The organism is Nonomuraea sp. PA05, from assembly GCF_008086045.1.
Classification (GTDB): Bacteria; Actinomycetota; Actinomycetes; order Streptosporangiales; family Streptosporangiaceae; genus Nonomuraea; species Nonomuraea monospora.
This window is the reverse complement of record NZ_VSEY01000062.1, coordinates 32,537-58,882: the sequence shown is the minus strand read 5'-3', so window position 1 is coordinate 58,882 and position 26,346 is coordinate 32,537. Positions and strand designations below refer to the sequence as shown.

General features: G+C 70.6%; 28 protein-coding genes and 2 pseudogenes. 15 read left to right on the top strand and 15 right to left on the bottom strand.

Annotated features, from left to right (window positions below; genetic code table 11):
- The 3 genes from FXF51_RS61510 to FXF51_RS54825 form a co-directional block, all read left to right on the top strand.
- A partial coding sequence (locus FXF51_RS61510; protein WP_222871902.1) for an SAV_915 family protein occupies nucleotides 1-189 on the top strand: 189 nt, incomplete at its 5' end.
- Nucleotides 189-1,499, top strand: coding sequence for a diaminopimelate decarboxylase (lysA, locus tag FXF51_RS54830; protein ID WP_148442828.1), 1,311 nt, complete (start codon nucleotides 189-191; stop codon nucleotides 1,497-1,499). The genes FXF51_RS61510 and lysA, both read left to right, overlap by 1 nt.
- A gap of 525 nt (nucleotides 1,500-2,024) precedes the next feature.
- The gene (locus FXF51_RS54825; RefSeq protein ID WP_148442827.1) at nucleotides 2,025-2,483 is read left to right on the top strand and encodes a hypothetical protein; all 459 of its coding nucleotides are present in this window, start codon (nucleotides 2,025-2,027) and stop codon (nucleotides 2,481-2,483) included.
- 293 nt (nucleotides 2,484-2,776) lie between these two features.
- On the opposite strand, the gene FXF51_RS54820 is transcribed toward FXF51_RS54825, so the two are convergent.
- A complete protein-coding gene (locus tag FXF51_RS54820; protein WP_262380516.1) occupies nucleotides 2,777-4,129 on the bottom strand; it encodes a serine hydrolase domain-containing protein in 1,353 nt (450 codons plus the stop codon).
- A gap of 382 nt (nucleotides 4,130-4,511) precedes the next feature.
- On the opposite strand from FXF51_RS54820, the gene FXF51_RS54815 reads away from it, so the two are divergent.
- Both FXF51_RS54815 and FXF51_RS54810 read left to right on the top strand, forming a co-directional pair.
- Nucleotides 4,512-6,422: an APC family permease gene (locus tag FXF51_RS54815; protein ID WP_148442826.1), complete on the top strand. Its 1,911-nt coding sequence runs from the start codon at nucleotides 4,512-4,514 to the stop codon at nucleotides 6,420-6,422.
- Nucleotides 6,423-6,539: 117 nt separating this feature from the next.
- On the top strand, nucleotides 6,540-7,301 hold the full coding sequence (locus FXF51_RS54810; protein ID WP_148442825.1) for a sporulation protein: 762 nt from the start codon (nucleotides 6,540-6,542) through the stop codon (nucleotides 7,299-7,301).
- Between the two features lie 362 nt (nucleotides 7,302-7,663).
- Here FXF51_RS54810 and FXF51_RS54800 read toward each other — a convergent pair whose 3' ends face one another.
- Together FXF51_RS54800 and FXF51_RS54795 are read right to left on the bottom strand one after the other, a co-directional pair.
- Nucleotides 7,664-8,410: a DNA polymerase beta superfamily protein gene (locus tag FXF51_RS54800; RefSeq protein WP_148442824.1), complete on the bottom strand. Its 747-nt coding sequence runs from the start codon at nucleotides 8,408-8,410 to the stop codon at nucleotides 7,664-7,666.
- A gap of 219 nt (nucleotides 8,411-8,629) precedes the next feature.
- Nucleotides 8,630-9,523: a LysR family transcriptional regulator gene (locus FXF51_RS54795; protein WP_148442823.1), complete on the bottom strand. Its 894-nt coding sequence runs from the start codon at nucleotides 9,521-9,523 to the stop codon at nucleotides 8,630-8,632.
- A 94-nt stretch (nucleotides 9,524-9,617) separates the two neighbouring features.
- Between FXF51_RS54795 and FXF51_RS54790 the strand changes: the two genes are divergently transcribed.
- From FXF51_RS54790 to FXF51_RS54780, 3 genes are read left to right on the top strand one after another with little or no spacing between them, the layout of a single operon-like run.
- The gene (locus FXF51_RS54790) at nucleotides 9,618-10,088 is read left to right on the top strand and encodes a PACE efflux transporter (protein WP_148442822.1); all 471 of its coding nucleotides are present in this window, start codon (nucleotides 9,618-9,620) and stop codon (nucleotides 10,086-10,088) included.
- Between the two features lie 41 nt (nucleotides 10,089-10,129).
- Nucleotides 10,130-10,279: a hypothetical protein gene (locus FXF51_RS61505; protein WP_187415090.1), complete on the top strand. Its 150-nt coding sequence runs from the start codon at nucleotides 10,130-10,132 to the stop codon at nucleotides 10,277-10,279.
- Nucleotides 10,280-10,326: 47 nt separating this feature from the next.
- Nucleotides 10,327-10,608 carry a wax ester/triacylglycerol synthase domain-containing protein gene (locus tag FXF51_RS54780; RefSeq protein WP_148442821.1) on the top strand — a complete coding sequence of 94 codons (282 nt, stop codon included), beginning with the start codon at nucleotides 10,327-10,329 and terminating at the stop codon, nucleotides 10,606-10,608.
- A gap of 106 nt (nucleotides 10,609-10,714) precedes the next feature.
- On the opposite strand, the gene FXF51_RS54775 is transcribed toward FXF51_RS54780, so the two are convergent.
- Nucleotides 10,715-10,894 (bottom strand): hypothetical protein, encoded by a 180-nt coding sequence (locus FXF51_RS54775; protein WP_148442820.1) that lies wholly within the window; start codon nucleotides 10,892-10,894, stop codon nucleotides 10,715-10,717.
- A gap of 244 nt (nucleotides 10,895-11,138) precedes the next feature.
- On the opposite strand from FXF51_RS54775, the gene FXF51_RS54770 reads away from it, so the two are divergent.
- Entirely contained in the window at nucleotides 11,139-11,795 is a 657-nt protein-coding gene (locus FXF51_RS54770) for a CBS domain-containing protein (protein ID WP_148442819.1), read from the top strand.
- A 10-nt stretch (nucleotides 11,796-11,805) separates the two neighbouring features.
- Nucleotides 11,806-14,028, top strand: coding sequence for a carbamoyltransferase HypF (gene hypF / locus FXF51_RS54765; RefSeq protein WP_148442818.1), 2,223 nt, complete (start codon nucleotides 11,806-11,808; stop codon nucleotides 14,026-14,028).
- A gap of 2 nt (nucleotides 14,029-14,030) precedes the next feature.
- Here hypF and FXF51_RS54760 read toward each other — a convergent pair whose 3' ends face one another.
- The gene (locus FXF51_RS54760) at nucleotides 14,031-14,351 is read right to left on the bottom strand and encodes a hypothetical protein (RefSeq protein WP_148442817.1); all 321 of its coding nucleotides are present in this window, start codon (nucleotides 14,349-14,351) and stop codon (nucleotides 14,031-14,033) included.
- Between the two features lie 130 nt (nucleotides 14,352-14,481).
- Between FXF51_RS54760 and FXF51_RS61500 the strand changes: the two genes are divergently transcribed.
- The 5 genes from FXF51_RS61500 to FXF51_RS54740 all read left to right on the top strand — a co-directional run bounded on the left by FXF51_RS61500 (nucleotide 14,482) and on the right by FXF51_RS54740 (nucleotide 20,087).
- A complete protein-coding gene (locus FXF51_RS61500; RefSeq protein ID WP_187415089.1) occupies nucleotides 14,482-14,619 on the top strand; it encodes a hypothetical protein in 138 nt (45 codons plus the stop codon).
- A gap of 105 nt (nucleotides 14,620-14,724) precedes the next feature.
- Nucleotides 14,725-15,201 carry a nitroreductase/quinone reductase family protein gene (locus FXF51_RS54755; protein ID WP_222871901.1) on the top strand — a complete coding sequence of 159 codons (477 nt, stop codon included), beginning with the start codon at nucleotides 14,725-14,727 and terminating at the stop codon, nucleotides 15,199-15,201.
- Between the two features lie 591 nt (nucleotides 15,202-15,792).
- Nucleotides 15,793-18,090, top strand: a complete 2,298-nt coding sequence (locus FXF51_RS54750; RefSeq protein ID WP_148442816.1) for a phosphoketolase — start codon at nucleotides 15,793-15,795, stop codon at nucleotides 18,088-18,090.
- A 16-nt stretch (nucleotides 18,091-18,106) separates the two neighbouring features.
- On the top strand, nucleotides 18,107-18,943 hold the full coding sequence (locus tag FXF51_RS54745) for a universal stress protein (protein ID WP_148442815.1): 837 nt from the start codon (nucleotides 18,107-18,109) through the stop codon (nucleotides 18,941-18,943).
- Between the two features lie 307 nt (nucleotides 18,944-19,250).
- Entirely contained in the window at nucleotides 19,251-20,087 is an 837-nt protein-coding gene (locus FXF51_RS54740; protein ID WP_148442814.1) for a universal stress protein, read from the top strand.
- A gap of 79 nt (nucleotides 20,088-20,166) precedes the next feature.
- Here the strand turns inward: FXF51_RS54740 and FXF51_RS64000 are convergent.
- The 10 genes and pseudogenes from FXF51_RS64000 to FXF51_RS54700 all read right to left on the bottom strand — a co-directional run.
- Nucleotides 20,167-20,346: pseudogene (locus FXF51_RS64000) on the bottom strand (NAD(P)H-dependent glycerol-3-phosphate dehydrogenase); the annotation flags it as partial.
- Nucleotides 20,347-20,473: 127 nt separating this feature from the next.
- Nucleotides 20,474-21,157, bottom strand: coding sequence for a CBS domain-containing protein (locus FXF51_RS54730; RefSeq protein ID WP_148442813.1), 684 nt, complete (start codon nucleotides 21,155-21,157; stop codon nucleotides 20,474-20,476).
- Nucleotides 21,154-21,300 (bottom strand): hypothetical protein, encoded by a 147-nt coding sequence (locus FXF51_RS61495; protein ID WP_187415088.1) that lies wholly within the window; start codon nucleotides 21,298-21,300, stop codon nucleotides 21,154-21,156. The genes FXF51_RS54730 and FXF51_RS61495 overlap by 4 nt, the downstream gene beginning before the upstream one ends.
- Nucleotides 21,285-21,965, bottom strand: coding sequence for a CBS domain-containing protein (locus tag FXF51_RS54725; RefSeq protein WP_187415087.1), 681 nt, complete (start codon nucleotides 21,963-21,965; stop codon nucleotides 21,285-21,287). The genes FXF51_RS61495 and FXF51_RS54725 overlap by 16 nt, the downstream gene beginning before the upstream one ends.
- 88 nt (nucleotides 21,966-22,053) lie before the next feature.
- Complete coding sequence (locus FXF51_RS61490; RefSeq protein ID WP_187415092.1) at nucleotides 22,054-22,197, bottom strand: hypothetical protein; 144 nt, start codon at nucleotides 22,195-22,197, stop codon at nucleotides 22,054-22,056.
- 244 nt (nucleotides 22,198-22,441) lie between these two features.
- A pseudogene (locus FXF51_RS63340) lies at nucleotides 22,442-22,621 on the bottom strand (hypothetical protein); the annotation flags it as partial.
- 179 nt (nucleotides 22,622-22,800) lie between these two features.
- The gene (locus tag FXF51_RS54715) at nucleotides 22,801-24,003 is read right to left on the bottom strand and encodes an RNA polymerase sigma factor (protein ID WP_148442812.1); all 1,203 of its coding nucleotides are present in this window, start codon (nucleotides 24,001-24,003) and stop codon (nucleotides 22,801-22,803) included.
- Complete coding sequence (locus FXF51_RS54710; protein ID WP_187415086.1) at nucleotides 24,000-24,338, bottom strand: YciI family protein; 339 nt, start codon at nucleotides 24,336-24,338, stop codon at nucleotides 24,000-24,002. Before FXF51_RS54710 ends, FXF51_RS54715 begins: the two co-directional genes overlap by 4 nt.
- 21 nt (nucleotides 24,339-24,359) lie before the next feature.
- Nucleotides 24,360-24,752 (bottom strand): VOC family protein, encoded by a 393-nt coding sequence (locus tag FXF51_RS54705; protein WP_187415085.1) that lies wholly within the window; start codon nucleotides 24,750-24,752, stop codon nucleotides 24,360-24,362.
- A 135-nt stretch (nucleotides 24,753-24,887) separates the two neighbouring features.
- Nucleotides 24,888-26,333, bottom strand: a complete 1,446-nt coding sequence (locus FXF51_RS54700; protein ID WP_148442810.1) for an RICIN domain-containing protein — start codon at nucleotides 26,331-26,333, stop codon at nucleotides 24,888-24,890.
- Nucleotides 26,334-26,346 lie beyond the last annotated feature (13 nt).

Here is a 26,346-nt window from a genome sequence, read left to right as displayed (position 1 = left end):
GCCGCGGGCAAGCGGGCGGCGGTCGCGTTCACCTCGCGGCTCAAGCTCACCCGGGCGCTCGGACCGGACCATCAGTGGGCGGTGCTCACCGAGCCGGCGCTGCGCGGCATGCTCGCCGAGCTGGACGTCGCCGGCATCGTCATCGGTTCGGCGGGCACGATGTCCCGCCCGGCCAGGAGGGTGGCCTGATGCGCGCCCTCCTTGAGTGGGATCTCGCCGGACCCTGGTCGGCCACCACCCGCTTCCAGCCGGTCGCCGCCGCCGGAGGAGTGCCGCTCATGCACATCGTGCAGCGCTACGGCACGCCCGCGTACGTGGTGGACGAGGCCGACGTGCGCGAGCGGTGCCGCGCCTTCCGCGCCGCGCTGCCGGAGGCGACCATCCTGTACGCGGCCAAGGCGTTCCTGTGCCGCGCGATGGCCACCTGGATCCGCGAGGAGGGGCTCGGCCTCGACGTCTGCTCGGGCGGCGAGCTGGCCATCGCCCGGTCCGTCGGGTTCCCCGCCGGGCGGATCGTCTTCCACGGCAACGCCAAGACCCCGCACGAGCTGCTGGAGGCGGTGGAGTACGGGGTGGGACGCATCGTCGTGGACAACCTCGCCGAGATCGTCCGGCTGGTGGCGCTGGTCCCGCCGGGAAGCAGGCAGAAGATCCTGCTCCGCGTCGTCCCGGACATCGAGGCGGGGGCCTGCGCGGCCGTCCGCACCGGCGGCGAGGGGCAGAAGTTCGGCCTGTCCATCGCCACCGGCGACCTCGCCGCGGCCGTGGACCGGGTGCTGCGCCGGCCGGAGCTGGAGCTGGCCGGGCTGCACTGCCACCTGGGCTCCCAGATCGGCGCCGCGGAGCCGTACGGGCGGGCGGCGCGCGTCATGGTGGAGCAGCTCGCCCGCGTCCGGGACACGCACGGCGTCGTCCTGCCCGAGCTGGACCTCGGCGGCGGCCAGGGCATCGCCTACCTGCCCGCCGAACACGGTCTGACCCCCGCCGAGTACGCCGCCACGGTGCTCAAGGAGCTGGAGGAGTCGTGCGCGGAGCTGGGCCTGCCCGTGCCCCGGCTGAGCGTCGAGCCCGGCCGGTCGATCAGCGGCCCCGCCGGGCTCACCCTGTACCGGGTCATCGCGGTCAAGCGCACGCTCATGCGCACCTACGTCGCCGTGGACGGCGGCATGAGCGACAACCCGCGCCCGTCCCTGTACGGCGCCGGCTACACCGCCCGCCTGATCGGCCGGGCCACCACGGCGCCGGACCGTGAGGTCACGCTGGTCGGGCACCACTGCGAGGCGGGCGACGTGCTCGCCGAGAACGTGCCGCTGCCCGCCGACCTCAGGGCGGGCGACGTCGTCGCGATCCCCGCCACCGGCGCCTACCACCACTCCATGGCCTCCACCTACAACCTCACCGGCCGCCCGCCCGTCATCGCGGTCGCCGACGGCGCGGCCCGCGTGGTGGTGCGCCGCGAGGAGATCGACGACCTGCTCCGCAGGGACGTGGGGCTGTGATCCGGATCCGTCCAGAGGCCGTCGTGCTGCTGGTGCTCATCGCGGTGGTCGCCGTGCTCACCCTGCTCTGATCGGCTACCTCGCGGGCGGCAGAGCGCATGCTGGATACAGAGGGACGGAGGCGCCGGGGTGCCTCTCGGCTCACTCGGGGAACGTTCTCCTCTGTTCCGGTTCTTGTGCCATGTGACGCTCAGGATGAGCCGTCCCAGCGACGGTCAAGAGCGCGGCGCGCAGAACGCTGCGCTTGGACATGGGTCTCCTCTTTCTGGAACGGCCAGGCTGCGCTCGTACGGCCTGCGCCACCGAATGCGCGAAAGAGGCTGTGACGATATGCCACGCTGCGGCGAGCTTGCACCGTCATCATTCTTCCTTTCCGTGGCCGACCACATTCGACCATGCACGTTGCCGGATTTCAGCGGCAAGTACTGCGACGCGATCCTGGCGCGTCAATAACGCGTCGGGAGCAGTGGTGAAAGCGTAGGAATGCCGTAGAAAAAGTGTCCCATCAGGCCGGCGAGAGATTAGATGAAAGTGGTTTCTCTGACGGAAAGGGCCGGGTCGATGCGTGGAAACAGGCTGGAAGGGCTGATCCCGGCGGGGTTCGTCTTCGTCATCGGACTGTGTGCCGCGGTGGCGCTGGCCTTTCCCGAGAGCACGGCGCGGGTCGTGGTGACGACCCTCGGCGTCGGCGTCTTCGGCGCGTGGGCCGTTCGTCACCTGGCCGCACTCTGTGCAGCGGCGATGGCGTGGTGCTTCACAACGGGATTCCTGGTCAACACCGCAGGAGAGTTGACCTTCCGCCGTGAGGACCTCGTCCGGTTGGGTGTGTTCATCGTCGTGGCGGTCGCCGGCTGCTTCTGCGGACAGGCGTTTCGCGCGCTCGGCTACCGCCGCCGGCTCTCCGAGCCGATACGCGCCGAGCATCGCCAAGCCGCGGTGCTCCCCGGCCAGGCCCGCGAAGATCGTCAAAAACATCTGGTGTGAACCTGCCGCACAACCGCGTGCCCGCGATGCTCCGCGCAGCCCCGTGGGCATCGCGGGTGAGGCCTGTCATGGTGTCCCTCACGGCAAGCGGCAGCGGATCGGGCAAGTACGAGGACGCCGTCGCCGTAGCGACCAGCAACCGACCAGCAACGACGCCGTCCAGAAAACCTGAGGCCGCTGGCGAATGCGGGTAGACATCCCCGGCCCCCTCATCGCTCAGTGTCCATCAGCCGCGGAACAGACCCCGCCGGACGCGCCGGACGGGGTCGTGGTGCGCGGTCAGCCTTCGGAGGTCAGCTTGCGGCCGGCCCGTCGCAGAACGCCGCCTTGACGAGCCCGTCCAGCAGCTTGGGGTAAGCGGCGAGGTCGAATGGGGCGTCGCCGGCGGTCACTGAGGCGGTAAGGGTCTTGCTGCCGTCGGGCGAGCTGTACATCAGCGCCGCGTAGCCCGCCGGAGGGCTGCCGTTGTGGTTGAGAACGGTGCCGCAGGCCGGACCCAGGTCCTTCACGAACAGCCCCAGCCCGTAGCGGCCGTAGAGGGGGTCGCTCTTCGCGTGCGGCTCGCGCATCTCGGCCTGCAGCTTGGCAGGCAGGAGCCTGCCGCGGTTCAGCGCGGAGAAGAACGTCTGGAGATCCTGGGTGGTCGAGATCATGTCACCGGCGCCTGCCAGCAGGGAGGGGTTCTGACGGGAGACGTCGGCCACCTTCCACTGGCCGGCGTCCTGGTGGCGGAAGTAGCCGTGGGCGTACGGGCTGGGCAGCTGCGTCCGGTTGCCCGGCACCACAGTGCCCTTCAACCCGAGCGGCCGTACGATTCGCGCCTTCAGCTCCGCGTCGAACGAGCGGCCGGCGACCTTCTCGATCAGTAGCCTGGCCAGCGTGTAGTTGGTGTTGGAGTAGCTCCAGTCCGTCCCCGGCGCGAACTTCGCCGGCTTGGACAACGCGAACCGCACCAGCTCCTGCGGCCGGTAGGAGTGGAACCGGTTGTCCAGCCACTCCTTGCCGGTCGAGGGAAGACCGGGCACCCATGTCCCCTCGGAGTTGAGGTCGCCGGTGTAGTTGAACAGGCCGCTGGTGTGCTGCAGCAGCATCCGCACCGTGATCCGCCGGTCCAGCCCGAGCTTGGGCAGGTAGCCGGCCACTGGGGCGTCCAGCCCGATCTTGCCCTCGGCCACCAGCTGCAACACCACGGTCGCGACGAAGGTCTTGGTCACGCTGCCCACCCAGAAATGGCCGTTGCCCGGCGGCTTCGCGCTCGCGCCCAGCTTGCGCACCCCGGCGCTGCCGGCCCACTCGCCCCGCTCATCGTGCACGCGCAGCTGTACCCCGAGGAAACCGGCATCGACGAACGCCTGGATGGCCCGCTGCAGCTCCGGGCGATCCTGCCCGGCGGCGGCCTTCGGCACGGCCGTGCTGCTGCCCGCGGAGGCCACCGCGGGTGCGATCGTCCCGGCCAGCAGCCCGGCCGCCAGCGCCGTGACCACCACCGGCCGGAAGACGGTGTGCCGGCGTCTCGGCCCGGCACCGTCACGGCGCATCGGCCCGATCGCTCCGGCGTGCGTCTCGACCGGCCAGGGAACCGGTACGGACTCGACATGCCGTGCCAGTACGACGCGCAGTCTGCGCACCACTGCTTGTCCCATCATGAATGTCCTTATCTGCAGTCTTCGGTCTCGACGCGGCGCTCATGGGCAGCCTTGTCGGTGGCCCCAGGGCGCGCGCGATGGCGTAGCCGCCATCGAAGCCTGGAACTCACGGCCACCGCCGCGACCTCCCTCAGCTACTCGGCGTCACTTACTACCGGTATAAAGTAACACCGACTACCGGTACCTAGCAACACGGAATAGCTGGGCGTGTGACGGCGAGCGGCCCGATCGCCAACGGTCGCCGCGGAAGACTTCCTCTTCAGCGAGTACTGACCAGTCTCCGATTTATACGTTTTCTTGACGCACTAAGCCCGCCACCAGCCCATATGTCCTAGGTAGTGTGCGATGCGTCTTTACGGGGTCTTGGTGAAGGGTGACCGACATGGTGCTGGCGAAACGGCCGGCCCCCACGGAAGGAACGCTGCGTTCCTGGCTGTTGCAGGGACTGCAGACCGACCGCAAACAGATCGAGCACGGTCCCCACGTCAAGCACCCGTGGTGGCGGGTGATGTGCCTGACCGGCGTGGACTACTTCTCCACCCTCGGCTACCAGCCCGGCATCGCCGCGCTGGCCGCCGGGCTGCTGTCGCCGCTGGCCACGCTGTTCCTGGTGGCGCTGACGCTGCTCGGCGCGCTGCCGGTCTACCGGCGGGTGGCCGCCGAGAGCCCGTACGGGCAGGGCTCGATCGCGATGCTGGAGAAGCTGGCCCCGCAGTGGTGGGGCAAGTTCTTCGTGCTGGCGCTGCTCGGCTTCGCGGCCACCGACTTCGTGATCACCATGACGCTGTCGGCGGCCGACGCGACCGCGCACATCCTGGAGAACCCGTTCGTGCCGGACTTCCTGCACGGGCAGCGGGTTCTGGTCACGCTGGTGCTCCTGGCGGCGCTCGGCGGGGTGTTCCTGCTGGGCTTCACCGAGGCGATCGGCATCGCGGTGCTGCTCGTGTTCGTCTATCTCGCGTTGAACGCCGTGGTCGTCGCCACCGCGATCGTGCACGTGATCGAGGCGCCGCAGGTCGTGGTGGACTGGCAGCGGGCGTTGAGCCTGGACTTCTCCAGCCCGCTGGCCATGATCGGGCTGTCGCTGCTGGTGATGCCGAAGCTGGCGCTGGGCATGTCCGGGTTCGAGACCGGCGTGGCGGTGATGCCGGTGGTCAAGGGCGACATCCCCGAACGTGTCAAGGGCACCAAGCGGCTGCTCACCGTCGCCGCGCTGATCATGAGTGTGTTCCTGGTCTTCTCCAGCTTCGTCACCACGGTGTTGATCCCGCACGAGGAGTTCGAGGAGGGCGGCAAGGCGAGCGGGCGGGCGCTCGCCTATCTGGCGCACGGGTATCTGGGGGACTGGTTCGGGACCGCGTACGACGTGTCCACGATCGCGATCCTGTGGTTCGCCGGGGCGTCGGCGATGGCCGGGCTGATCAACCTGGTGCCGCGTTACCTGCCCCGCTACGGCATGGCGCCGGAGTGGACGGGTGCGGTACGGCCGCTGGTGCTGGTGTTCACCGTGATCGCGTTCGCCATCACGATCATCTTCGACGCCGACGTGGAGGCCCAGGGCGGCGCGTACGCCACCGGCGTGCTGGTGCTGATGTTGTCGGCGGCCGTCGCGGTGACCCTGTCGGCCTACCGCAAGCGGCAGCGCGGGGCGACGGCCGGGTTCGCCGCGATCACGGCGGTGCTGACGTACACGCTGGTCGACAACGTGATCGAGCGGCCGGACGGCGTGAAGATCGCCTCGTTCTTCATCGCGGCCATCATCGTCACCTCGCTGATCTCCCGCGCCACCCGCTCCACCGAGCTGCGCGTCACCGAGGTGCGCCTCGACCCGCTCGCCGAGCGGTTCGTCAACGACCTGTGCGGCGACGTGCACGTGATCGCCAACGAGCCGCACACCCGCGACCAGGCCGAGTACACCGACAAGCTGCGCGAGACCTGGCTCAACCACCGGCTGCGCAGCTCCGAGCCCGCCCTGTTCGTCGAGGTGACGGTGCCGGACGCGTCCGAGTTCGAGACCGAGCTGCACGTCAGGGGCGAGGAACGGTACGGCCACAAGATTCTCACCATCGAGAGCTCCGCCGTGCCCAACACCCTGGCCGCACTCCTGCTGCACCTGCGCGACCGCACCGGCTCCGTGCCGCACATCTACTTCCACTGGACCGAGGGCAACCCGGTCGTGGCCATGCTGCGGTACCTGGTCTTCGGCGGCGGCGACGTGCCGCCGCTGACCCGCGAGGTGCTGCGCCAGGCCGAGCCCGACCTGGAACGCCGCCCGCACGTCCACGTCGGATGAGCCGGCGGCTGGACCGGAAGGACAGGACATCATGACGAAGGGAACCCCGCCCGTCGCCGGGTCGTTCAGACGGGCGAGTGCTCGATTTCTGCGAGGCGGGAGATCACTGTGATCTTCATGCGGCTGTCCGATGCCGGCGGGGCGAGCGCGCCCTGCGTCACCACCGTCCTGGCCACCCCGCGAACGCAGCCCGGTGGCGTGCTCTGTGGCGAAGTGCGCCTGAAGGGCGGTGACGCCGACGTCGCGATCGATCGGATCCGCCTCGGCCTGGTCACCTCGCCGTACGTGGCACACGAAGCCGGCGGCCACCACCCGAACGAGGAGTTCTCCCAGGCTCCGGTGTCGGGCGCTGTCGTGCTGCGGCAGGGCGAGGAGAAGGCGATCGCCTTCCGGGCCGCCATTCCCTGGGGGACCCCCATCAGCGAGATCGGCGGCCGGCATCTGGCGGGCATGGCGCTGGGCGTGCGCACCGAAGTCGTGATCGCCACGATCGAAGGCAGGAGCGATCTCGATCTGGTCGCCGTCAGCCCGGCGCCCGCCCAGTCACGGGTGCTGCAGGCGTTCGCGCGGCTCGGCTTTCCCCTCACCTCCGCTGACCTGCGGGCCAGGCGAGAGGACGACCCGCATCACGGACTGCCGTTCCTCCAGAAGATCAAGTTCTATCCGCCGGACCATCATGCCGGAGTAGTGCACGAGGTCGAGGTGACGTTCGTGCCGAGTTCGTCCGAGTTCGTGATGGAGCTGGAGGTGGACCGGCCCAGCGGTCGCCACGTCCATGCCGGGCGCTACCGGATGAGTCATGAGGAAGCACTGCGTACCGACTGGCCCAGTGAGATCGACCGCTGGCTGGTGACACGCCCAGGACGAGCCGGCAGATAGGCACGTCGCCTGGCGCCATGCCGCGTCAGGGCTGTGGCGTCTGCCGGCGGACTGTGGCGTCTGCCGGCGGACGTCGAGTCGGCCGTGCCGCATCCTGCCTGTCGAACGGATGCGCAACGTCTCCGGCGTCTTGCCGCCGACGTCCCTGCTGATCGCCGGCGTGCTGTGCCGCACCGACAGCTCGTCGGCGTCCACCGCCATGCCCGGCGCGAGGACCAGGTCCACGTGGCCGCCGCTCACCCGTAGCTCGATGACCAGCTCAGGCGCCTCATCGAGTGCCACGTAACGCTCGCTCCTCCTGCTCGGCGCCCTCACGGACAAGCCGGCGATCCGCATCGAAGCCGAGGTCACGTGCGGAACGCTCAACCACCCGAGCGGGCGCGCAGCACCAGGTCGTGCAGCTCTGCCTCAACGGTGGCCCGCTCAGGCAGAGCCGACGAGTCGCGGGCCTCCTCCAGGGTTCGCCTCATCCGCTCCACGTCCGCCTCGAACCCCTCAATGGGGGAGAGGCCGTCAGGCACCCGGCCGTGCTCGGCGGTCTGCTTCGCCGCGATGAGTTCGGGCAGGTACGCGGGTCCGTACGCGTACAGCTGCGTCAGATCGGCCTGCACTTTCCCCGTCTGCATGAGATGCGTGCCCGTCGCCAGTACCCGGAAGGTGTAGAGCAGCGGCTTCAGCTGCCCGCTCTTCTGGAACAAGCGCCACTGCGTACGGGCGAACCCCAGGTAGTGGTGGGCATGATGCCGCGTCAGGCAGCCGGGCGCCAGCGCGACGAGCTCCTCGTGCGCCGGCGAGGACGCCACCACCAGCGGCGACAGCAACTGCTCCAGGACGTAGCCGTTGCGGCCGAGCAGCAGCCGGCAGAACTTGGCGACGTCGTGCGTGACGAGGTCCACCTCCACGCCGTGCCGCGTCCACATCCGCGACAGAGTCTCGGGCCCTTGCCGCAGCCCCGCCACCTCCGCGAGCGGCAGTACGTGTACCCCGCGCAGGTCCACATCCGAGTCCACCGACGGGAACCCGTACAGGTGCGCCCCGCTCACCGTCGCGAACTGCAGCGGATATGGTTGCTCACCGGGGATCTCCGCCAGCCACCCGAGCAGTTCCACAACTTCCTCCTTTGCGCGCCGATCAGGTGCATTGTCCGCCAGTTCCGTGAGCTCACCGGACGCTCCTGGCCAAGACGCATGCGCCCGGGACCCGGGTTGCCGCCCGCCGGCCGGAACGGGAAGCGAAGGGCCGCGAGCTGATCGGCGCAAACCTAGAGCCGGGCATGGTGCCGTCGCGAGACGTGAATGTCGAACGGAGGGAACAGGCCCGCGCCTCCGTCATGTGCCGGTGGGTGGGCGGCGCATGAGCTCGATGAGCTCGGCGGCGGCCCGCCGCAGCGGGTTCCTGCGCAGCCAGATGAGCTGCATGGACATGGGAACACCGTTCTCGAGGTTGTCGAACTCCAGGACGCGCAGCGTTCCGGCCGCCACGCGGGGTCGCACGGCGCTCAGCGGGAGGTTGGCCCAGCCCGCGCCGCGCTCGACGAGCCCGATGGCGGCCTCGACGGTGTCCACGTGCCAGCGGGCGTCGGACACCAGCAGGCGCCGCTCGCTGATCCGGTCCCCCGGCCCGGCCACCACGATCTGACGGCTGGCGCTGAGGTCCTCCAGCCGCCGCAGCCCGGTCGGAAGCCCGTAGGTGTCCGCGACGGCCGAGGCCACCGCCACGAACGTCTCCCCGGCCACCGTGGCCAGGGCCTCCTCCCGGTCCATCCGCTCGGAGCAGGTCACCAGGGCCAGGTCGGCGCGGCCGCCGTGGAGCATGGCCCGGACCTCGTCGTGGGGAGCGCTGACGAGGTTCACCCGCAGCAGGGGGTGTCGGTCGCCGACCTCGGCCACGGCGTCCAGCAGGCGGCGGTCGTCCGTTCCGGCGGTGACGGCCACCGTGAGCGCGCTCTCCAGATCCTGCCCCAGTTCCTGGGCGTGGACCTGGAGCAGTCGCAGCCTGCTGGCGATGGACCTGGCGTGCGGTACCAGCGCCAGCGCGCGCGGCGTGGGCACCGCCTCGCGCCGGGAGCGGTCGAACAGGGGATATCCGAGCTCGGCCTCGATGTTGGCGATGCCCATGCTCACGGCTGACGGAACCCGGCGCAGCGCGCGGGCGGCCCCGGAGAAGGACCCGTGGTCGACCACGGCCAGAAAGAGCGCGATCCCGTCACTGGACAGAGCCATCCAGCTGTCAGCCTTCCTGAAGGAATCCAACTTTTATTATCAATATGCCTGAATATAGCGTGACGTCCGTCGCTGGGAGAAACAGGAGCATCACGTGCAGGGCGTCAAGCGCAAGCTGGTCTACGTAGGCGGATACGAAGGTTTCGGGGTGGTCGTCGGGGCCACGGTGATGGCCCTGCTGACGGGCGCCTCGCCCGCCACCACCGGACCGCTGGCCCTCATGATCACCATCGTGGCCACCGTGTGGAACCTCGCCTTCACCTACCTGTTCGAGGCGTGGGAGCGGCGGCGCCGCGACCGCACGCGCACCGTGTTCCGGCGCGTGCTGCACGCGGTCGGTTTCCAGCTGACGCTGGTCTGCGCCCTGATCCCGCTCATCGCATGGTGGCTGAAGATCAGCCTGCTCCAGGCCTTCCTGCTCGATCTGGTCTTCATCGTGTACGTGCCGTTCTACACCTTCGCCTACAACTGGGCCTTCGACCGGATCTTCGGGGTGCCCGACTCCGCGGTGAACGAGCAGCCCTCGGGCGGGACGGTGCCGGCGTCCCCCGCCCCGCTTCGGTGATCAGCCGCTATAGGAGACCCAGCCGTACGGGAACTGGGCCCATGGGTCTCCAGCACGAACCGCAGCTCGACGTCGCGCGCGGCGGCGGCGTCCAGGAACCGTCCGATGTCACGCTGGGGATCGACGAGCACGCCCCGGCCCTCGTGGGCGAGCAGGTAACTCTGGTCTCCCAGGTCGGGCGTCCGGAATGACCCCCGGGGGGATCCGTAGGTGAAGAAGGTGCGGCCACGGACGTCCCGTGACCGCAGGGTGTCAGGCGAGCGCCAGGAACGGCTTCTCCAGCTCCACGGTGCTGGAGCCCGGACCCGAGTTCGAGGTGACGCGGGCGTCGGCGCTGCTGGGCGAGTGGATCCGTTCCGTTCCGAGGCTCAGGCGGCGGCTGGTGCGCGTCCCGTTCGGCTGCGGCCGCCCGGTGTGGGTGGATGATCCGCACTTCGACCTCCGGCTGCACGTACGTGAGCGCGCCTGCCCCCACCCGGGAACGAGCGGGCCCTGCTCGACCTGGCGGCCGCCGTGCTGACCGGACCGCTGCCGCCATCACGGTGGACGGCCGTCTTCGTATGACGGGGCTGAGCGACGGCCCCACCACCACGGCCGCACCGTCAACGACGCCCTCCTGACCGCCATCACGTAGATGGCTGATCGCCCGCGGACGTCCGCTGAAGGTTCTCGATGCTGCGCACGAGGGCCAGGTTCGCCGCTGTCAGCGTGCGTACCTGCTCCTCAAGACTGTCGACCCGCTTTCTCAACGTCAGAAGCTCCGCGTCGACGAGCGGCGCTTCCATGATCACACGTCCACCGATCATGATCGGTTCACCTCCTGATGAGGCCATGGTGACTGCCCGGCCGGCCCTGCGGTACCGGCGAACGCCCTCACCTCGCGGGACCTATGGCACTGGCCGCACCCGCCGCCCCGGATGGACGCTCGTGCTGACAGGAGGGGGCACGATGAGGCCCGGGACCTTCGTCCCGACCATCGGGGACGTTCGCCGCTGACCACGCGGGCCGCCGTACGCGAGCCTGGGACGTAGGAGAAAGAGGTGGAACATCATGTCGATCGAAGTCAAGGACGTCATGGGACACGTGGTCATCGCCGTGCTGGCGGACGCGTCGTTCGCCGACATCGTGGCCGCGATGAAGCGGTACGCGGTGGGCGCGGTCACCGTGATCGACGCCGACCGCCGCCCGATGGGCGTGGTCTCCGAGGACGATCTGCTGCTGAAGGAGATCGACACGGTACGCCACAGCGTGTCGCTGTTCGAGTCCAGCAGGCAGCGGCGCGAGCACGAGAAGGCCGCCGCGGTCTCGGCGTCCCAGCTCATGACGTCCCCGGCGATCACCGTCACCCCGGGCACCAGCGTGCGCGACGCGGCCCGGCTGATGCACGCCGAGCGCATCAAGCAGCTACCCGTGATCGACGTGGTCACCGGCAGGGTCATCGGCACCCTGCACCAGCGGGACGTGCTGCGCGTCTTCACGCGTCCCGCCGGCGAGCTGGAGGCTGACATCCGCGCCCTGCTGCCGGAGCCCGGCCCGTTCACCGTCGAGATCAACGCCGGCATGGTGCGGATCGCCGGGCAGGTGCGTTGGAGGTCGCAGGCCATCGCCCTCGTCGAAGCCGTGCGCAACGCCGAAGGCGTGGTGGACGTCGTGGGCGAGCTGGCCGCCGAGGACGATGACCTCATCGTCGTCCCGCCGCTGATGTAGGAGCGCCGTCGTGGACGCGGCATGGCGCATCGAGGTGCACGGCATCGTGCAGGGCGTGGGCTTCCGGCCGTTCGTGCACCGGCTGGCGACGGCCATCGGGATCCGGGGACAGGTCAGGAACGCCGGCGGGCACGTGGTCATCTCCGCCACCGGCCCGCCGGCCTCGCTGGAGGCGTTCGTCTCCGGCCTGCGCACGCAGCCGCCCAGCGCCGCCCGCGTCCGGGACGTGCTCGTCACCTCGGGGCAGCCGGAGCAACAGGGACCCGGCTTCGAGATCGTGGCGAGCGAGGTCGCACCCGGGACCCACAGCGAGATCCCGCCCGACCTCGCCACCTGCGCCGACTGCCTGCGCGAGCTGTTCGACCCGGCCAACCGGCGCCACCGCTACCCCTTCATCAACTGCACGGCGTGCGGCCCCCGGGCGACCATCATCGAGAGCCTGCCCTACGACCGGGCGCGCACGTCGATGCGCGGCTTCGCGATGTGCCCGGCCTGCGCGGCCGAGTACCACGACCGGGCGGACCGGCGTTTCCACGCCGAGCCGATCGCGTGCGCGTCCTGCGGGCCGCGGCTGCGCTGGCAGAACCTGACGGGTGAGGCCGCGCTGCGAGCCGCCTCGGACGTCATCGCGGCCGGCGGCGTCGTCGCCGTCAAGGGACTGGGCGGCTTCCACCTGGTCTGTGACGCCATCAACGACGAAGCCGTGTCCCGGGTGCGCGAGATCAAGGCCCGTGACGGCAAACCGCTGGCGGTCATGGTGCGCGACACGATCACGGCCGGAGCGCTGGCCGGCCTCACCGGCGATGACCGCGTCCTGCTCGGTGCGCCCTCCGCGCCGGTCGTGCTGGCTCCGCGACGGCACGGCGTCCTGTCGCCCGGCGTCTGCCACGGCATGCCGGACATCGGGCTGTTCCTGCCGTACACACCCTTGCACCACCTGCTCCTGGACGCCCTGCGCCGCCCCCTCGTGGTCACCAGCGCCAACCACGCCGACAGCCCCATGCCGACCACCGAGATCTCCGGCCTGGCCGTGGACGGCGTCCTCACCCACGACCGGCCCATCGTGGCCCGCTACGACGACTCGGTGATCCGCTCGTTCGGCCGGACCTCGATCACGATCAGGCGCGGACGCGGGCTCGCGCCCGCACTGCTGCGCCTGCCCGCCGCCTCACCGCCGCTGGTGGCCGTGGGAGCCCAGCTGAAAAGCACCTTCACCCTCGCCGACGGCGAACGAGCGGTGCTCGGGCCGCACATCGGCGACCTGTCCGACGCCGAGACCCTCGAAGCCTACGACGAGTCGCTCGCCCACCTCAGCCGCCTGCACGGCATCGAGCCGCTGCACGCCGCGCACGACCTGCACCCCGGATACCTGTCCACCCGCCTGGCGCGGCGCTGGCCGGACCGCGTCCCCGTCCAGCACCACCACGCCCACGTCGCCGCCGTCGCCGCCGAGCACCGGCTGCGGCCGCCGTTCCTCGGCGTGGCCTACGACGGGCTCGGCCTGGGCGACGACGGCACGTTCTGGGGCGGTGAGCTGCTGCTGGCCTCCTACCGCGGCTACCGGCGGGTGGGCCGCTTCTCTCGCGCCCCCATGCCCGGCGGCGAGGCGGCCGTACGCATGCCCGCCCGCATGGCCCTGGGCTACCTGCTCGGCGGCGAGCTCAGCACCGGACCGGTTCCCGGTCACCTGCCCGGCCAGGAGGTCATCGCCCGCATGATCGCCCAAGGCGTCAACAGCCCGGCCGCCTCCAGCGCCGGCCGCCTGTTCGACGCCGCCGCCGCGCTGCTGGGCCTGTGCGAGGTGAACGGCTTCGAAGGCGAGGCCGCCACCCGGCTGGAACAGGTGGCAAGCGTCTTCCCCGAAACGGAGCCGCTGGCCTGGCGGCTGGAGCGGCGCGACGGGCTCTGGGTGTACGACGGCGTGGCGACCCTGCGCCACCTGCTGGAGGCCAAGGCGGACCGTGAACCGGCAGGCCGGATCGCCGCCGCCTTCCACGCCACCATCGCGGCCGTCACCGTGCTGCTGTGCGAACGGGCCGCCGACGAGCACGACGTCACCCAGGTATGCCTGTCAGGCGGGGTCTTCCAGAACCGGCTGCTGGCCACCGACGTGCTGGCCAGGCTGACGGCGGCGGGCTTCGAGCCGTACATCGGCGAACGGGTCCCGGTCAACGACGCGGGCATCAGCTACGGGCAGGCGGCCGTGGCGGCGGCGCGGCTGTCACGCGCATGACGTCACTGCTTGCGGTCGGCGCGCAAGCGTGCGGCCAGGGCGGCGGCTTGAATGCGGCGTTGCATGTCCAGCTTGGACAGCAGGCTGGAGACGTAGTTCCTGACCGTCTTGCCGGCCGGGAACGGCGGCCCTGGCGCGAGGGGGCGGCCTGGTCGCGCGGCCACCGCGTCGAACAGGGCGTCGTCGTCGGCGAAGGAGGTCAGCATGAGGCACGCCAGCCCCGGCACGCGCGAGCGCACCTCGCGGCCGTCCTCGGAGTCCAGCAGCGCCGCGACGCCACGGCGGACGACCTCGTGGTCGTCGAGGAGGAACCCACGGATCATGTCTGTGACGCCATCGAAGCGGTGAACAGGCCGAATGGACGAAAGTCCCGCGAGCTGGAGTCGTACGGCGCTGGGCGGGCGGCGATCTCCAGCGTGTCCTGGAAGGGATACGGAGGAGGAAGCATGATCGTTGACTGGCGGCCAGGCGGTGCTCGACCGCCTCGTGGACGGGCTCGCGCCACGCCAGGCGCTGATCGTGCGGCTGAGGTTCGGGCTGGACGGGCACGCCCCGCACACGGCCCGGCAGATCGCCGAGAAATGTGGCTGACCCCGCAGTGGGTCCGCCAGATCGAGAAGGATTCGCTCAGCACGCTGCGCGGCCGTGGCAGACCGTACGGCCTGCGCGCGTGGGCGAGCTGAGAAGGGGAGCACCATGAAACGCGACACGCGCCGTTCCGGGCGCTGGCTCCGGTGGATGTACCGCGGAGGCCGCCCCAACCGCCTGGCACGCGCCATGAACCGGTCCTGGACGGTGGTGCACTCCAGCGGCCTGGTGCCCCACCTGGTCACCTTGGAGGTGCCCGGACGCCGAACGGGACGGATCCATTCCTTCCCCATGGTGATGGCCGACTACGGAGGAGACCGGTACCTGGTCGCGATGCTGGGGCAGCACACCAACTGGGTGCTCAACCTGCGTGCGAACGGTGGCAGGGCGGTGCTGCGGCACGGCCGGCGCAGGAGCGTCCGCCTCGCGGAGGTCGAACCCGCCGGACGCGCGCCCATCCTGCGCCGCTACCTGGCCCTCGCGCCGGGCGCGCGACCGCACATCCCGGTGGATCGGCACGCGCCGCTGGAGGAATTCCAGCGCATCGCCGCCCAGGTCCCCGTGTTCCGCATCACGGCCCAGTAGAACGGCCTTTCGGCCCTGATCGCTCCGGCAGAGGCACACGACGCCGAAACCTGGCTGCGATCATTCCAGAACAGCGTCGGAAGGCCCTGGCGGAGCGGGTGACTCGCCATCGCTCGTGATCCCTAGGTCAGTCGGGAGGGCATGCTTCCGATCGCTCCAGTAGCGGCTCGCACGCTTCTGGCTGAGCGTCGACCGGCAGCCCTTGAGCCTCGCCTCACGTCCGGCTCCGCTCCGCTCGGGAGATTGATCGGCCTGCTCCTGAGCCGCTCGCCTTCAACGCTGCCATCCACGGAGTGGCGGGGAAGCAAGCCACAAGGAGGAAAGGGGCAATTCCGACCACCAGCCACACAAGCATCCGGGCCTGCCCTCCGTCGTTGTCGCTGACGATGGTGCCCCATACCTCGGGACGAATGTCCCCGTCGGCGCCGCGCGGCCCGGCGCGGGAGAGGCAACTGGCCGCAGCGGCCTGCGCAACATCGAGGAGCGGGCGGGACGCGGCTGCTCTGGCAGATCCCTCTGTGAGGTTCGGCCCGGGAGCCTGAGGACCAAGGTCCCTAGGCCGGGCACGCGCTGGTGGTCACCATCGTGACCATGACGATGACGCAGACGATCGACGCGTACTGGCGTGCCGCCAATTACCTGTCGGTGGGACAGATCTACCTGATGGACAACCCGCTGCTCACCGAGCCGCTACGACCGGAGCACGTCAAACCCCGCCTGCTCGGCCACTGGGGCACCACACCCGGGCTGAACTTCTGCTTCGCCCACCTCAACCGCGTCATCGGCGAGCGCGCCCAGAACATGATCTACATCGCAGGGCCCGGCCACGGCGGCCCCGCCGCGGTGGCGCACGCCTGGCTGGAGGGCTCCTACTCGGAGAAGTACCCCGAGGTCTCGCGGGACGCCGACGGCATGCGCAGGCTGTTCCGCCAGTTCTCCTTCCCCGGCGGCATCCCCAGCCACGTGGCGCCCGAGACCCCCGGCTCGATCCACGAGGGCGGCGAGCTCGGCTACGCGCTCGCCCACGCCTACGGCGCCGCGTTCGACAACCCGCGCCTGGTCGTGGCCTGCGTGATCGGCGATGGCGAGGCCGAGACCGGCCCGCTGGCCACGAGCTGGCATTCCAACAAGCTGCTCGACCCGCAACGCGACGGCGTGGTGCTGCCCATCCTGCACCTGAACGGCTACAAGATCGCCAACCCCACGCTGCTGTCGAGGATCCCCGAGACGGAGCTGCTCAAGCTCATGGAGGGGTACGGGTACCGCCCGCACGTCGTCGGCCCCTCGCACGAGGAGATGGCCGCGACGCTGGACGAGGTGTTCGACCAGATCGCCGCCTACAAGGACGGCCTCGCCGGCCGCCTGCCCATGATCATCCTGCGGACGCCGAAGGGCTGGACCGGGCCGCGCGAGGTCGACGGCCTGCCCGTCGAGGGAACCTGGCGAGCCCATCAGGTACCCCTGTCGGGGGTCCGCGACAACCCCGAACACCTGGCGCTGCTGGAGGCGTGGATGCGCTCCTACCGCCCGGAGGAACTGTTCGACGCCGACGGACGCCCGATGCCCGCCGTGCTGCGCGCCGTACCCGAAGGACCGCTGCGGATGAGCGACAGCCCGCACGCCAACGGCGGCGAGTTGCTGGCACCGCTGGCCCTGCCCGACTTCCGCGAGTACGCCGTGCAGGTGAAGGCGCCCGCCGCCCAGTCGAGCGAGCCCACGCGTGTCCTGGGCACGTTCCTGCGTGACGTGATCGCCGCCAACCCACACACCTTCCGGCTGATGGGCCCGGACGAGACCGCCTCCAACCGGCTGCAGGCCGTCTTCGAGACCACCACGCGCGCCTGGAACGCCGCCGTCGAGCAGACCGACGAGCACCTGGCGTCCGGCGGCCGGGTGATGGAGGTGCTGAGTGAGCACCTGTGCCAGGGCTGGCTGGAGGGCTACCTGCTGACCGGCCGCCACGGGCTGTTCAACTGCTACGAGGCGTTCATCCACATCATCGACGCCATGTTCAACCAGCACGCCAAGTGGCTGCAGGCGGCCAAGCGCATCCCCTGGCGGCGGCCCGTCGCCTCGCTCAACTACCTGCTGTCCTCCCACGTGTGGCGGCAGGACCACAACGGCTTCAGCCACCAGGACCCCGGCTTCCTCGACATCGTGGTCAACAAGAAGGCCGAGGTCGTGCGCGTCTACCTGCCGCCGGACGCCAACACGCTGCTGTCCGTCGGCGACCACTGCCTGCGCTCCAGGGACTACGTGAACGTCGTCGTCGCGGGCAAGCAGCCCGTGCTCGACCTGTTCACCATGGACGAGGCGATCGCCCACTGCACCCGCGGGCTCGGCATCCTGCCCTGGGCCTCCACCGACGCCGGCGAGGAGCCCGACGTGGTGCTGGCCTGCGCCGGCGACGTGCCCACCCTGGAGACCCTGGCCGCCGCCGCCATCCTGCGCGAGCACCTGCCGCAGCTCAAGGTCAGAGTGATCAACGTGGTGGACCTCATGCGGCTCCAGCCGCCGTCCGAGCACCCGCACGGCATGCCGGACGCCGAGTTCGACACGCTGTTCACCACCGGCAAGCCGATCATCTTCAACTTCCACGGCTACCCGTGGCTGATCCACCGCCTCACCTACCGCCGCCACGGCAACGCCAACCTGCACGTGCGCGGCTACAAGGAGGAAGGCACCACCACCACGCCGTTCGACATGGCGATGCTCAACGACATCGACCGCTACCACCTCGTCATGGACGTCATCGACCGTGTCCCCGGCCTGGGCGCGACCCAGGCGCACCTACGCCAGCACATGAGCGACGAACGTCTGCGCGCCCGCGCCCACACCCGCGAGCACGGCGAGGACGTCCCCGCGATCAGCGAGTGGACCTGGGCCTGAACAGGAGGAGGCAGCCATGAACGAGGACGAGCTGGGAGTCGTGGTCGGCTACGACGGCTCCCCACCGGCAGGGGCGGCCCTGCGATGGGCCGCCGCCGAGGCCGCAGGCAGAGCACTGCCGCTGACCGTCTGCCACGCCTGGGACTGGCCCCACCACGAGTGGCCCGGCGAGCTGGTGCCGCTCGAACTCGTCCGCCGCCCCGCCCAGCGCCTGGTCAAGGCCGCGGCGGCCTGGGCCGCCCGGCACCATCCAGGCGTGCCGGTCAACACGCTGACCGACCGCGGCTCACCGTCCGCACTGCTGACCGGCCTGTCCGCGGACGCGGCGCTGATCGTGGTCGGCAGCCGCGGGTACGGCGAGGTCAGAGGCCTGGCAGCGGGCTCGGTGAGTAGCCACGTCGCCACCCGCGCCCGCTGCCCGGTGATCGTCATGCGCGGCGATCCGCAGGAGCGCGACGCCCGTGAGGTCCTGGCGGGCTTCGACGGCTCCCCGGAGGCCACGGCCGCGCTCGGCTTCGCCGCCGCTGAGGCGCACCGGCTGGGAGCTCGCCTCCAGGTCCTGATCGCCCAGTGCGTGCGGGGCAGCCGCATGGACACGTTCGAGCTGCGCACCCAGGCGCGCAGCTCGTCCTGGAGCGAACTGATCAGCCGGCAGCGAGCCTTGCCGGGGCTGGAGGCCGGGGTCGAGGTCGTGGACGAGCCCGCGCGCCCGGCGCTGCTCGAAGCGGCGCGCAAGGCCTGCCTGCTGGTGGTCGGCGCACGTGGCCTGGGCGAGGTCCGCGGACTGTTGCTCGGCTCCGTCAGCCAGGCCATGGTGCACCACGCGCCCTGCCCCGTCGCCGTGGTGCACTGACCGGTCGACCGCCCCAGGCGAGGATTTCGCCGTGCCTGCGGGCAGCCTGGTGGCTGAGCGGCCTCGTCGTGGTCCTCACCACCGTCGCCGCCGCGGCCGGGCTGCTCGCCGACGGGCTGTATTCCGGTCCCGTGGCGCTCACCGCCAAGTCAGGAGTGGCGTACGCCGAGCCGCTCGACCGGTGCCAGCCCTCGTCATTCACCCGGGCGAAGGACCAACGGCGCCCTCGATCGGGACTTCGTCCCCGGGCGCCCACGTCCCTCCAGGACGACGCTGGACGTGACAGATCAAAGCGAAGGGATGCGAGATGGCTGGACACATCGTCGTGGCCGTGGACAGATCCGCAGCGGCGAAGGCCGCCGTGGCATGGGCGGCGGACGACGCCCGGCGCAGGAATCTGGGCCTGCGCATCGTGCACGTGCGCGAGCAACGGCCGGGCGAACACCCGAGGGGATGCTGCGCGAGCACGCTGACCTCCGCCGCCGACCTGGCCCGTGGAACGGCGGACGGCCTCCAGGTGACCACGGAGCTGCTGGCGGGCACCGTCGTCGACCGGCTGCTCGAGGAGTCCGGAACCGCCGACACCATGGTCCTGGGCAGCCGTGGCCTGGGCGGGCTCGCGGGAATGCTGGCCGGCTCCGTGAGCCTGGCCATGGCCGGACACGCCAGGGGACCGGTCGTGGTCGTGCGAGGCCCTGACAGCACCCGGCACGGCTGCGTCGTGGTCGGCTACGACAACTCCGAGCACTCCGAAGCCGCCATGCAGTACGCCGTCGAACACGCCCGGGCCCACGGTGCGCGCCTGCACGTGCTGCACGCCTGGCAGACGCCGGTCTTCTCGCCGTACCTGTCCGCCTGGAACAGCGTCCTGGTGGACGTCTACCAGGACGAATCCCGAGCGGTCGCGGAGAGCGTGACACGGTGGTGCGAGAAGAATCCGGACGTCGACATCACCCACGAGACGCTGTCCGGACATCCGGTGGGCATCCTGGCCAGGGCCGGTGAGACGGCCGACCTCGTGGTCGTGGGCTCGCGCGGCCGGGGCGGCTTCGCCTCGGAGATCCTGGGCTCGGTCGGCCACGGCGTCCTGCATCACGTGACCTGCCCGGTCGCGGTGGTACGGCCCCGCAAGGAGAACGCCTGAGCGGCAAGGGGACGTCCGCATCCGGGGGACCACGGGCCGTGAACACCCGGTGTATGGTGCGGCAGATCGGCAGCTCCAGCCCGTGCCGATCGCCCAGCCGCACCGCCACCGGCGTGGTGCGCACCCCCTCCGCCGTCATGATCGTCCCGGCGAGCACGTCGTCGAGCTTGCGGCCCCTGCCGAGCTGCTCGCCGACGTGCCGGTTGCGGCTGTACGGGCTCAGGCAGGTGTTGTCGCCCACGCCCAGCCCTTCGGCCATGCCCGCCGCGATCGCCACGACGTTCTTCAACGCGCCGCCCAGCTCGCAGCCGATCACGTCGCCGCTGGTGTGAACGCGCAGCAGCCCGCGCTGGAACATCTCCTGCAGCAGGGTGGCCCGCTCGACGTCATGCGCCGCCCCACATGGGCAGGTCGGCGATGTCGTCGTGCTTCCAGGAAAGATCGTCGTGCACGGCCACCACCCCATCGATGTTCTCCGCCAGGCGGATGGCGGTGACGGCCTGGCTGCGCTCGGCGTACGTTCCGCTCAGAGTGACGACGGCGTCAGCCACGGCGACCTCGGCCCGGCCGTGCAGGGCCTCGCGCACCTCCCGCTCGATGTCCTTGTCGGGCCGCAGGAACACCTTGATCAGGTCCCGACGGCTGACGATCCCGATGAGGCGGCCCCCGGCGTCCACCACGGGCAGGCGCTTGACGCCGTGGCGGTCCATCAGCCGGGCGGCCGACACGACGGGCGTGTCCGGGGTGATGACGTGAGCGGGACTGGTCATCAGCGCGCCGGCCGTCTCGCCGAGGGACTTACGGAAGCCGCTGCCCTCGCTGCCGGCGCTGTGGCGGATGCGGGCGCGCAGCGGCGGCCGGTAGTCATCACCGTAGTAACGCTCCTTGAACTCCTCCTTGGCCAGCAGATCGGCCTCGGACACGACACCGAGCACGCGGTTGTCGTCGTCCAGTACGGGCACGCCGCTGACGCCCCTGCTGATGAGCAGCTCGGCAACGGTGTGGAAGGACGCCTTCTCGTTGACGGCGGCCACATCGGTGGTCATCACGTTCTCGACGAAGCTGGTCATGGTCCTCTCCTGAGATGCTTGACCCGGACGATGCCGGGCACGGTACGGGCGAGCACGTCGGCGATGTGGCCGGCGTGCGGGTGAGGCGGCCCGCTCAGCTCGGCGACACCGTCGCGCACCAGCATGACTAGCGCGCTTCCCACTTGGAGTCGTCCTGCTTCCAGGTGAGCTTGTCCACGACGTCCGCCACGCCGTTGACCCGGCCGGCCATGCGGACGGCGATGGCCGCCTCGGAGCGGTGCTCCATCCAGCCTGTCAGCGTCACGATGCCCTGGCGCACGTCCACCCGGACGCCGTCGGTGTTCACCCACAGGCTCCTGTCGAGGACGTCCTCGCGCACCACGCGGGCGATCTCCTCGTCGGATCGGAGGAACAGCTTGACCAGGTCACGGCGGCTGACGATGCCCACCAGGCGGCCGTTGTAGTCGACGACCGCGAGCCGCTTGACATCGCGCTCGTCCATGAGACGCGCGGCCTCGACCACGGGCGAGGCAGCCGTGACGGTGACGGCGGGGCTGGTCATCAGCTCGCTCGCCGTGTCGCCCTCGGCCTTCTCCCGCCCCTTGGGGTGACGCAGCCGGGCCCGTAGCGGCGGCCGATAGCCCTCGCGGTAGAACTGCTCGCGGAACTCCTCCTTGCGCAGCAGGTCGGCCTCCGACACCATGCCGAGCACGTGGTTGTCGTCGTCGGTGACCGGCACGGCGCTGATGCCGCCGCTGATGAGCGTCTCGGCGATCTCCTTGAACGGGGTGGCGGCGGACACGGTGACGACCTTCTCCGTCATCACGTCCGCGACGGTCATGCGCATGACAGGCCTCCTTCTCGGTTACCTTCAGCACATCTCGCGGAGGTGGCGGCGCTCAGAGGCGAAGGTCCCTGACGGGGACGGTCGTTGGTCAACACAGGTGCCGCAGGAGCGGCGAGGGCGGCGGCTGGCAGGGCGCGCTCCTGATCCGGGCGTCCACCGTGAGCGCGCCGCCGGGGCCGACGACGACCGGGTTCAGATCGAGCCGGACACCGCCCACGTCGCTCTTGTGCATCGGACCGACGGCCTTGAGCACGACCGGCAGGCCGGCCCGCCTCAGACGACCAGGACCAAGTCCACCTCGGGAGAGGCGGCGACTGATCGGACGGCGGAGCCGACCTCGTCCGCGGTGGCATCGGCGGTCCGGTCCACCGGGTTGCCCAGCGCGGCGGCCGCCCGCGCCTCCAGCAGGCCGGGCGCTTGGCGGTGTCGATCAGCTCGTTGACGCTGGCGAGCCGGATCACCCCTGCCGCGCGGGCCAGCGCGGCCACCGCGACGTCGGGGGTGGCCGCCGTGGCGCTGTGTGAGCGCACAGCCCGGCCCCCGGCACCGCTGCGGCCGCTCCTGACCAGGCGGCCGGCGTCGCGGACGATGACGTACGGTGTGCCGGGCTCCAGCAGCCAGCCCAGCCAGGAGACGAACTGCGGTCGCAGCGGCATCGAGAGCGCACTCCGCGCCGGCGAGGAGTGCGCCGCCGGCCACATCCCGGGTGCCCTCTCCCTTCCGCTGCCCGAGCTGGCCGACCGGCTGGAGGACACACGGCCGCACCGCCGCGCCCCTGGCCGACGGCATGCTCGAAGGGCGGCTGGCCGGGCTCCCCGTCACCGCCGTGCAGGGTTCAGTCCCAGCGCAGCCGCTGCTCCAGCAGCGCCTGCTGGGCCGGGTTGGCAGTCAGCTCCAGCGCCCGCTCGTCACAGCGCCGGGCCTCCTCGCCACGGTCGAGATCGCGAAGCAGCTCCGCCCGCGTGGCGTGAAAGAGCGGATAATCCTCCAGCGCCCGGCCGAGCTCCTTCAGCTCGGCCAGCGCCGCCTCCGCGCCCTGCGTGTAGCGCACCGCGACCGCGCGGTGCAGCCGGCTGACGGGGGAGGGAGCCAGGTGTAGCAACATGTCGTACAGCACGAGGATCTGCGCCCAATCCGTGTCGGCGAACGTCTCGGCCTCGGCGTGACAGGCCACGATCGCCGCCTGCACCTGGTACGGGCCCGGACGGCGATGCGCGCGTGCGGCCCGCATGAGCGCCCCGGTCGCCTCGGTGATGGCCCGCCGATCCCACAAGCTGCGGTCCTGGTCAGCCAGCAGCACCAGCCGGCCGCCGGCGTCGAACCGGGCCGCGCCGCGCGCTCGATGCAGCCGGATCAGCGCCAGCAGCCCGGCCACCTCGGGGTCCTTCGGCAGCAGATTGGCCAGCAGCGCGGCCAGCCATTCGGCGTCGTCGACCAGGTCGCGCGCCTGGGCGCGCTCGGCCGTACTGGACAGGTAGCCCTCGTTGAACAGCAGGTAGATCACCGCCAGCACCTCGCCGACGCGCTGCGGCAGCTCCTGCTCGGCGGGGACGCGGTACGGGATCCCGGCCTCGCCGATCTTCCGCTTGGCGCGGGTGATGCGCTGCGCCACCGTCGATTCCGGCACGACGAACGCGGCGGCGATCTGCGCGGTGGACAGGCCGCACACCACACGGAGGGTGAGCGCGATCTGCGCGGTCCGTGACAGCGCCGGGTGGCAGCAGGTGAAGATCAAGTGCAGGCGTTCGTCGAACGGGGCGGGCGCCGGCCAGGTGAGCTGGGCGAGCTTGGCCCGGTAGGTCGACTCCCGGCGCAGCACATCCAGCCCGCGCCGCCGGGCCACGGTGAACAGCCACGCGTCCGGCCGCTCCGGCACCCCCTCGGCAGGCCAGCGCCGCAACGCGATCTCCACCGCGTCCTGCACCAGATCCTCGGCGGCGGAGAAGTCGCCCAGCAACGACACCAGGGACGCGGCCAGGCGGCCCGCGTGCTCGCGCACCACGCGGGCCAGCACCTCCTGGCTCACCTCGCCGCTCATGAGGCCGGGCGGATCTCCACGATCGGGCAGGCCGGCCACGAGCGGGCGATCTTCAGCGCCTCGTCCAGATCGGCCACCTCCACTTCGGCGAACCCGCTCACCACCTCCTTGCCCTCGACGAACGGCCCGTCGGTGACGATTGGTTCGCCCTGCCCCAGGCGCATCGTGGTGGCCGTGTGCACCGGCGCCAGATGCGTGTGGTGAGTGATCTTGTCCGCGTGGGCGGCGAACCACTGCGTCACCGCCGCGTAGGCGGCCTGCTGCTCCAGCTCGCCCATCGCCTCCAGCTTCTGGGCGAACTCCTCGGTCTCGACGAACATCAGCACGTACTTCATGGCCGGGGTCCTTTCCGCTGGTCAGTGGGTCGGGGCGTACAGGTCGACGCCGTTCCCGTCCGGGTCGGCCACCGTCGCGTACCGCATCCCCCAGAACGCGTCGAACGGCTCGGCGATCCCTCGGTAGCCCGCCTCGGTCAGCTCGGCGTACTTGGCGTCCACTCCGGCCGGGGTCTCGGACTCGAAGCACAGCAGGGTACGCGGCCCGCCGGTCGGCGCGCTCCAGCCGGGCAGGAACGGCGTGCGGAAGGCCTCGGTGTCCAGCATGACGTGCAGCCCGTTCGGCAGGTCGCAGCCGGCGTGCTCGGGGGAGTGCTCGTCGAGCTTGAACGCAAGGCCCAGACGGGCGTAGAAGGCGATCGAGGCGTCCAGGTCGGACACCACGATGTCGATGGTGTTCAGGGTTGGGTACATGATGCGCTCCTTCGGGTCCGGTCGCCGAGGTTCCAAGCCGTGGCGAGCGTCACGCGCCCGCTGTCGGCCTGGCCCTCAACTCATAGACGATCGGCCGAACCCTCGATCCGACATCCATCACCCAACGAATCTCTGTCAGAGCTCTGACCTGCTGAACTGCTGATTCTGGCCGTCATTGCAGGGGTACTGCTTGAACTGAACATCATTCCCCGTCGCCGAGCTGGGCAGATCCAGGCACTTCCCCGAATGCCTGGCCACCACCCGCACATACCCGCCCCCCGCATCCTGCACCGTCCACTGCTGATTACTCCCCGCCCCGCACCCGTACTGCTGCACAGCGGCCCCATCGGCGGTGCTGGCCCCGTTCACGTCAAGGCACTTCCCGGAGTTCCGGGCAACGATCTGCACGTGACCACCGCTGACCGACTGAATGCGCCACTGCTGGTTGGTGCCACCATTGCAGTCGTACTGGATGACGGCCGCGAGGTTGGCCGTGGAGCCGTTGCGCACGTCCACGCATTTGCCCGAGTGCCGCACGGTCAGCCGGTCGTATCCGGTGCCGGTGGTGGTGATGGTTCCAGCGGCCGTGTCGAGGGTGAGGCGGCGGGCGTAGGTGAGGGTCATGGTGGTGTTGCCGGGGAACTGGACGGGAAGCCAGACGTAGCGGGAGTCGTTGACCGGGCCGCCCCACGCGCCGGCCCACCGGTCGCCCAGGTAGAGGTACGAGGTGCCGGACGTGCCCTGGACGGGCAGGACGAACGCCGGCTGGGAGCCGTAGGTGAGGGTGTCGCCGGCGTTCTGCCAGGCGCTCCACGTGCCGGTGATGCTGGTGGCGGTGGCGTACTTGGCCTGGTTGGGCTGCCAGCCGGTGGCGCCCGAGGTGAGCATGAAGTAGACGCCGTTGCGTTTGAACAGGGCGGGCGCTTCGCGGTGGTCGCCGTCCCACATGCGCACCAGGGCGGCCACGTCGGTGAAGTCCGGGGTCAGCCGGTAGACGTGCAGGTCGTAGTTCTCGTCGGCGGCCGAGATCATGTAGCCGGTGCCGTCGGTGTCCACGAACGCGGTGATGTCGCGGGACATGTGCCCGAGCGGGCGGAAGCTGCGCAGGTAGGTGTAGGCGCCGTCCACGGTGCTGGAGACGGCCACGGCCGCGCGGGCCTCGCCGTAGTCGCTGCCGTTCTCCTTGTGCATCCACATGACGAACTGGCCGGTGGCCGGGTTGTGGATCACTTTGGGGCGTTCGATGTTGGCGACCTGCAGTTCGGGGGCGCTGGACTGGGTGAGCACGTGGTTGCGGAACTCCCAGGTGCGCAGGTCGGACGAGCGGTAGGCGGAGACGTAGCGGAAGGTGCCGTCGGGGTTGCGGTTCTCGCCGAACCAGTAGTAGTAGGAGCCGGCCTTCACCACGCCGCCGCCGTGGGCGTGCAGGAGGTTGCCCGAGGTGTCGGTGAACTGGGCGCCGACCGCGACGGTGACGGGGGCCGCCGCGTGAGCGACGGTGGCGGGAACTGCCGCCCGAGCGGGGAGCCCCGGTAAGAGGGCAAGGACGAGGGCGGCGAGCAGGGGGAGGACACGGGACATGAGGGTGCTCCGA

Coding starts and splice junctions, on each gene's coding strand:
- FXF51_RS54740 (WP_148442814.1), top strand. CDS start 19,251: ATGGCTGGACACATCGTCGTGGCCGTGGACAGATCCGCAGCGGCGAAG.
- FXF51_RS54795 (WP_148442823.1), bottom strand. CDS start 9,523: ATGGCTCTGTCCAGTGACGGGATCGCGCTCTTTCTGGCCGTGGTCGAC.
- lysA (WP_148442828.1), top strand. CDS start 189: ATGCGCGCCCTCCTTGAGTGGGATCTCGCCGGACCCTGGTCGGCCACC.
- FXF51_RS54770 (WP_148442819.1), top strand. CDS start 11,139: ATGTCGATCGAAGTCAAGGACGTCATGGGACACGTGGTCATCGCCGTG.
- FXF51_RS54825 (WP_148442827.1), top strand. CDS start 2,025: ATGAAAGTGGTTTCTCTGACGGAAAGGGCCGGGTCGATGCGTGGAAAC.
- FXF51_RS54745 (WP_148442815.1), top strand. CDS start 18,107: ATGAACGAGGACGAGCTGGGAGTCGTGGTCGGCTACGACGGCTCCCCA.
- FXF51_RS54815 (WP_148442826.1), top strand. CDS start 4,512: ATGGTGCTGGCGAAACGGCCGGCCCCCACGGAAGGAACGCTGCGTTCC.
- FXF51_RS54810 (WP_148442825.1), top strand. CDS start 6,540: ATGCGGCTGTCCGATGCCGGCGGGGCGAGCGCGCCCTGCGTCACCACC.
- FXF51_RS54705 (WP_187415085.1), bottom strand. CDS start 24,752: ATGTACCCAACCCTGAACACCATCGACATCGTGGTGTCCGACCTGGAC.
- FXF51_RS54755 (WP_222871901.1), top strand. CDS start 14,725: ATGAAACGCGACACGCGCCGTTCCGGGCGCTGGCTCCGGTGGATGTAC.
- FXF51_RS61505 (WP_187415090.1), top strand. CDS start 10,130: ATGGGTCTCCAGCACGAACCGCAGCTCGACGTCGCGCGCGGCGGCGGC.
- FXF51_RS54730 (WP_148442813.1), bottom strand. CDS start 21,157: ATGACCAGCTTCGTCGAGAACGTGATGACCACCGATGTGGCCGCCGTC.
- FXF51_RS54775 (WP_148442820.1), bottom strand. CDS start 10,894: ATGATCGGTGGACGTGTGATCATGGAAGCGCCGCTCGTCGACGCGGAG.
- FXF51_RS54750 (WP_148442816.1), top strand. CDS start 15,793: ATGACGATGACGCAGACGATCGACGCGTACTGGCGTGCCGCCAATTAC.
- FXF51_RS54710 (WP_187415086.1), bottom strand. CDS start 24,338: ATGAAGTACGTGCTGATGTTCGTCGAGACCGAGGAGTTCGCCCAGAAG.
- FXF51_RS54725 (WP_187415087.1), bottom strand. CDS start 21,965: ATGCGCATGACCGTCGCGGACGTGATGACGGAGAAGGTCGTCACCGTG.
- FXF51_RS54820 (WP_262380516.1), bottom strand. CDS start 4,129: ATGATGGGACAAGCAGTGGTGCGCAGACTGCGCGTCGTACTGGCACGG.
- FXF51_RS54760 (WP_148442817.1), bottom strand. CDS start 14,351: ATGATCCGTGGGTTCCTCCTCGACGACCACGAGGTCGTCCGCCGTGGC.
- FXF51_RS61490 (WP_187415092.1), bottom strand. CDS start 22,197: ATGCACAAGAGCGACGTGGGCGGTGTCCGGCTCGATCTGAACCCGGTC.
- FXF51_RS54700 (WP_148442810.1), bottom strand. CDS start 26,333: ATGTCCCGTGTCCTCCCCCTGCTCGCCGCCCTCGTCCTTGCCCTCTTA.
- FXF51_RS54715 (WP_148442812.1), bottom strand. CDS start 24,003: ATGAGCGGCGAGGTGAGCCAGGAGGTGCTGGCCCGCGTGGTGCGCGAG.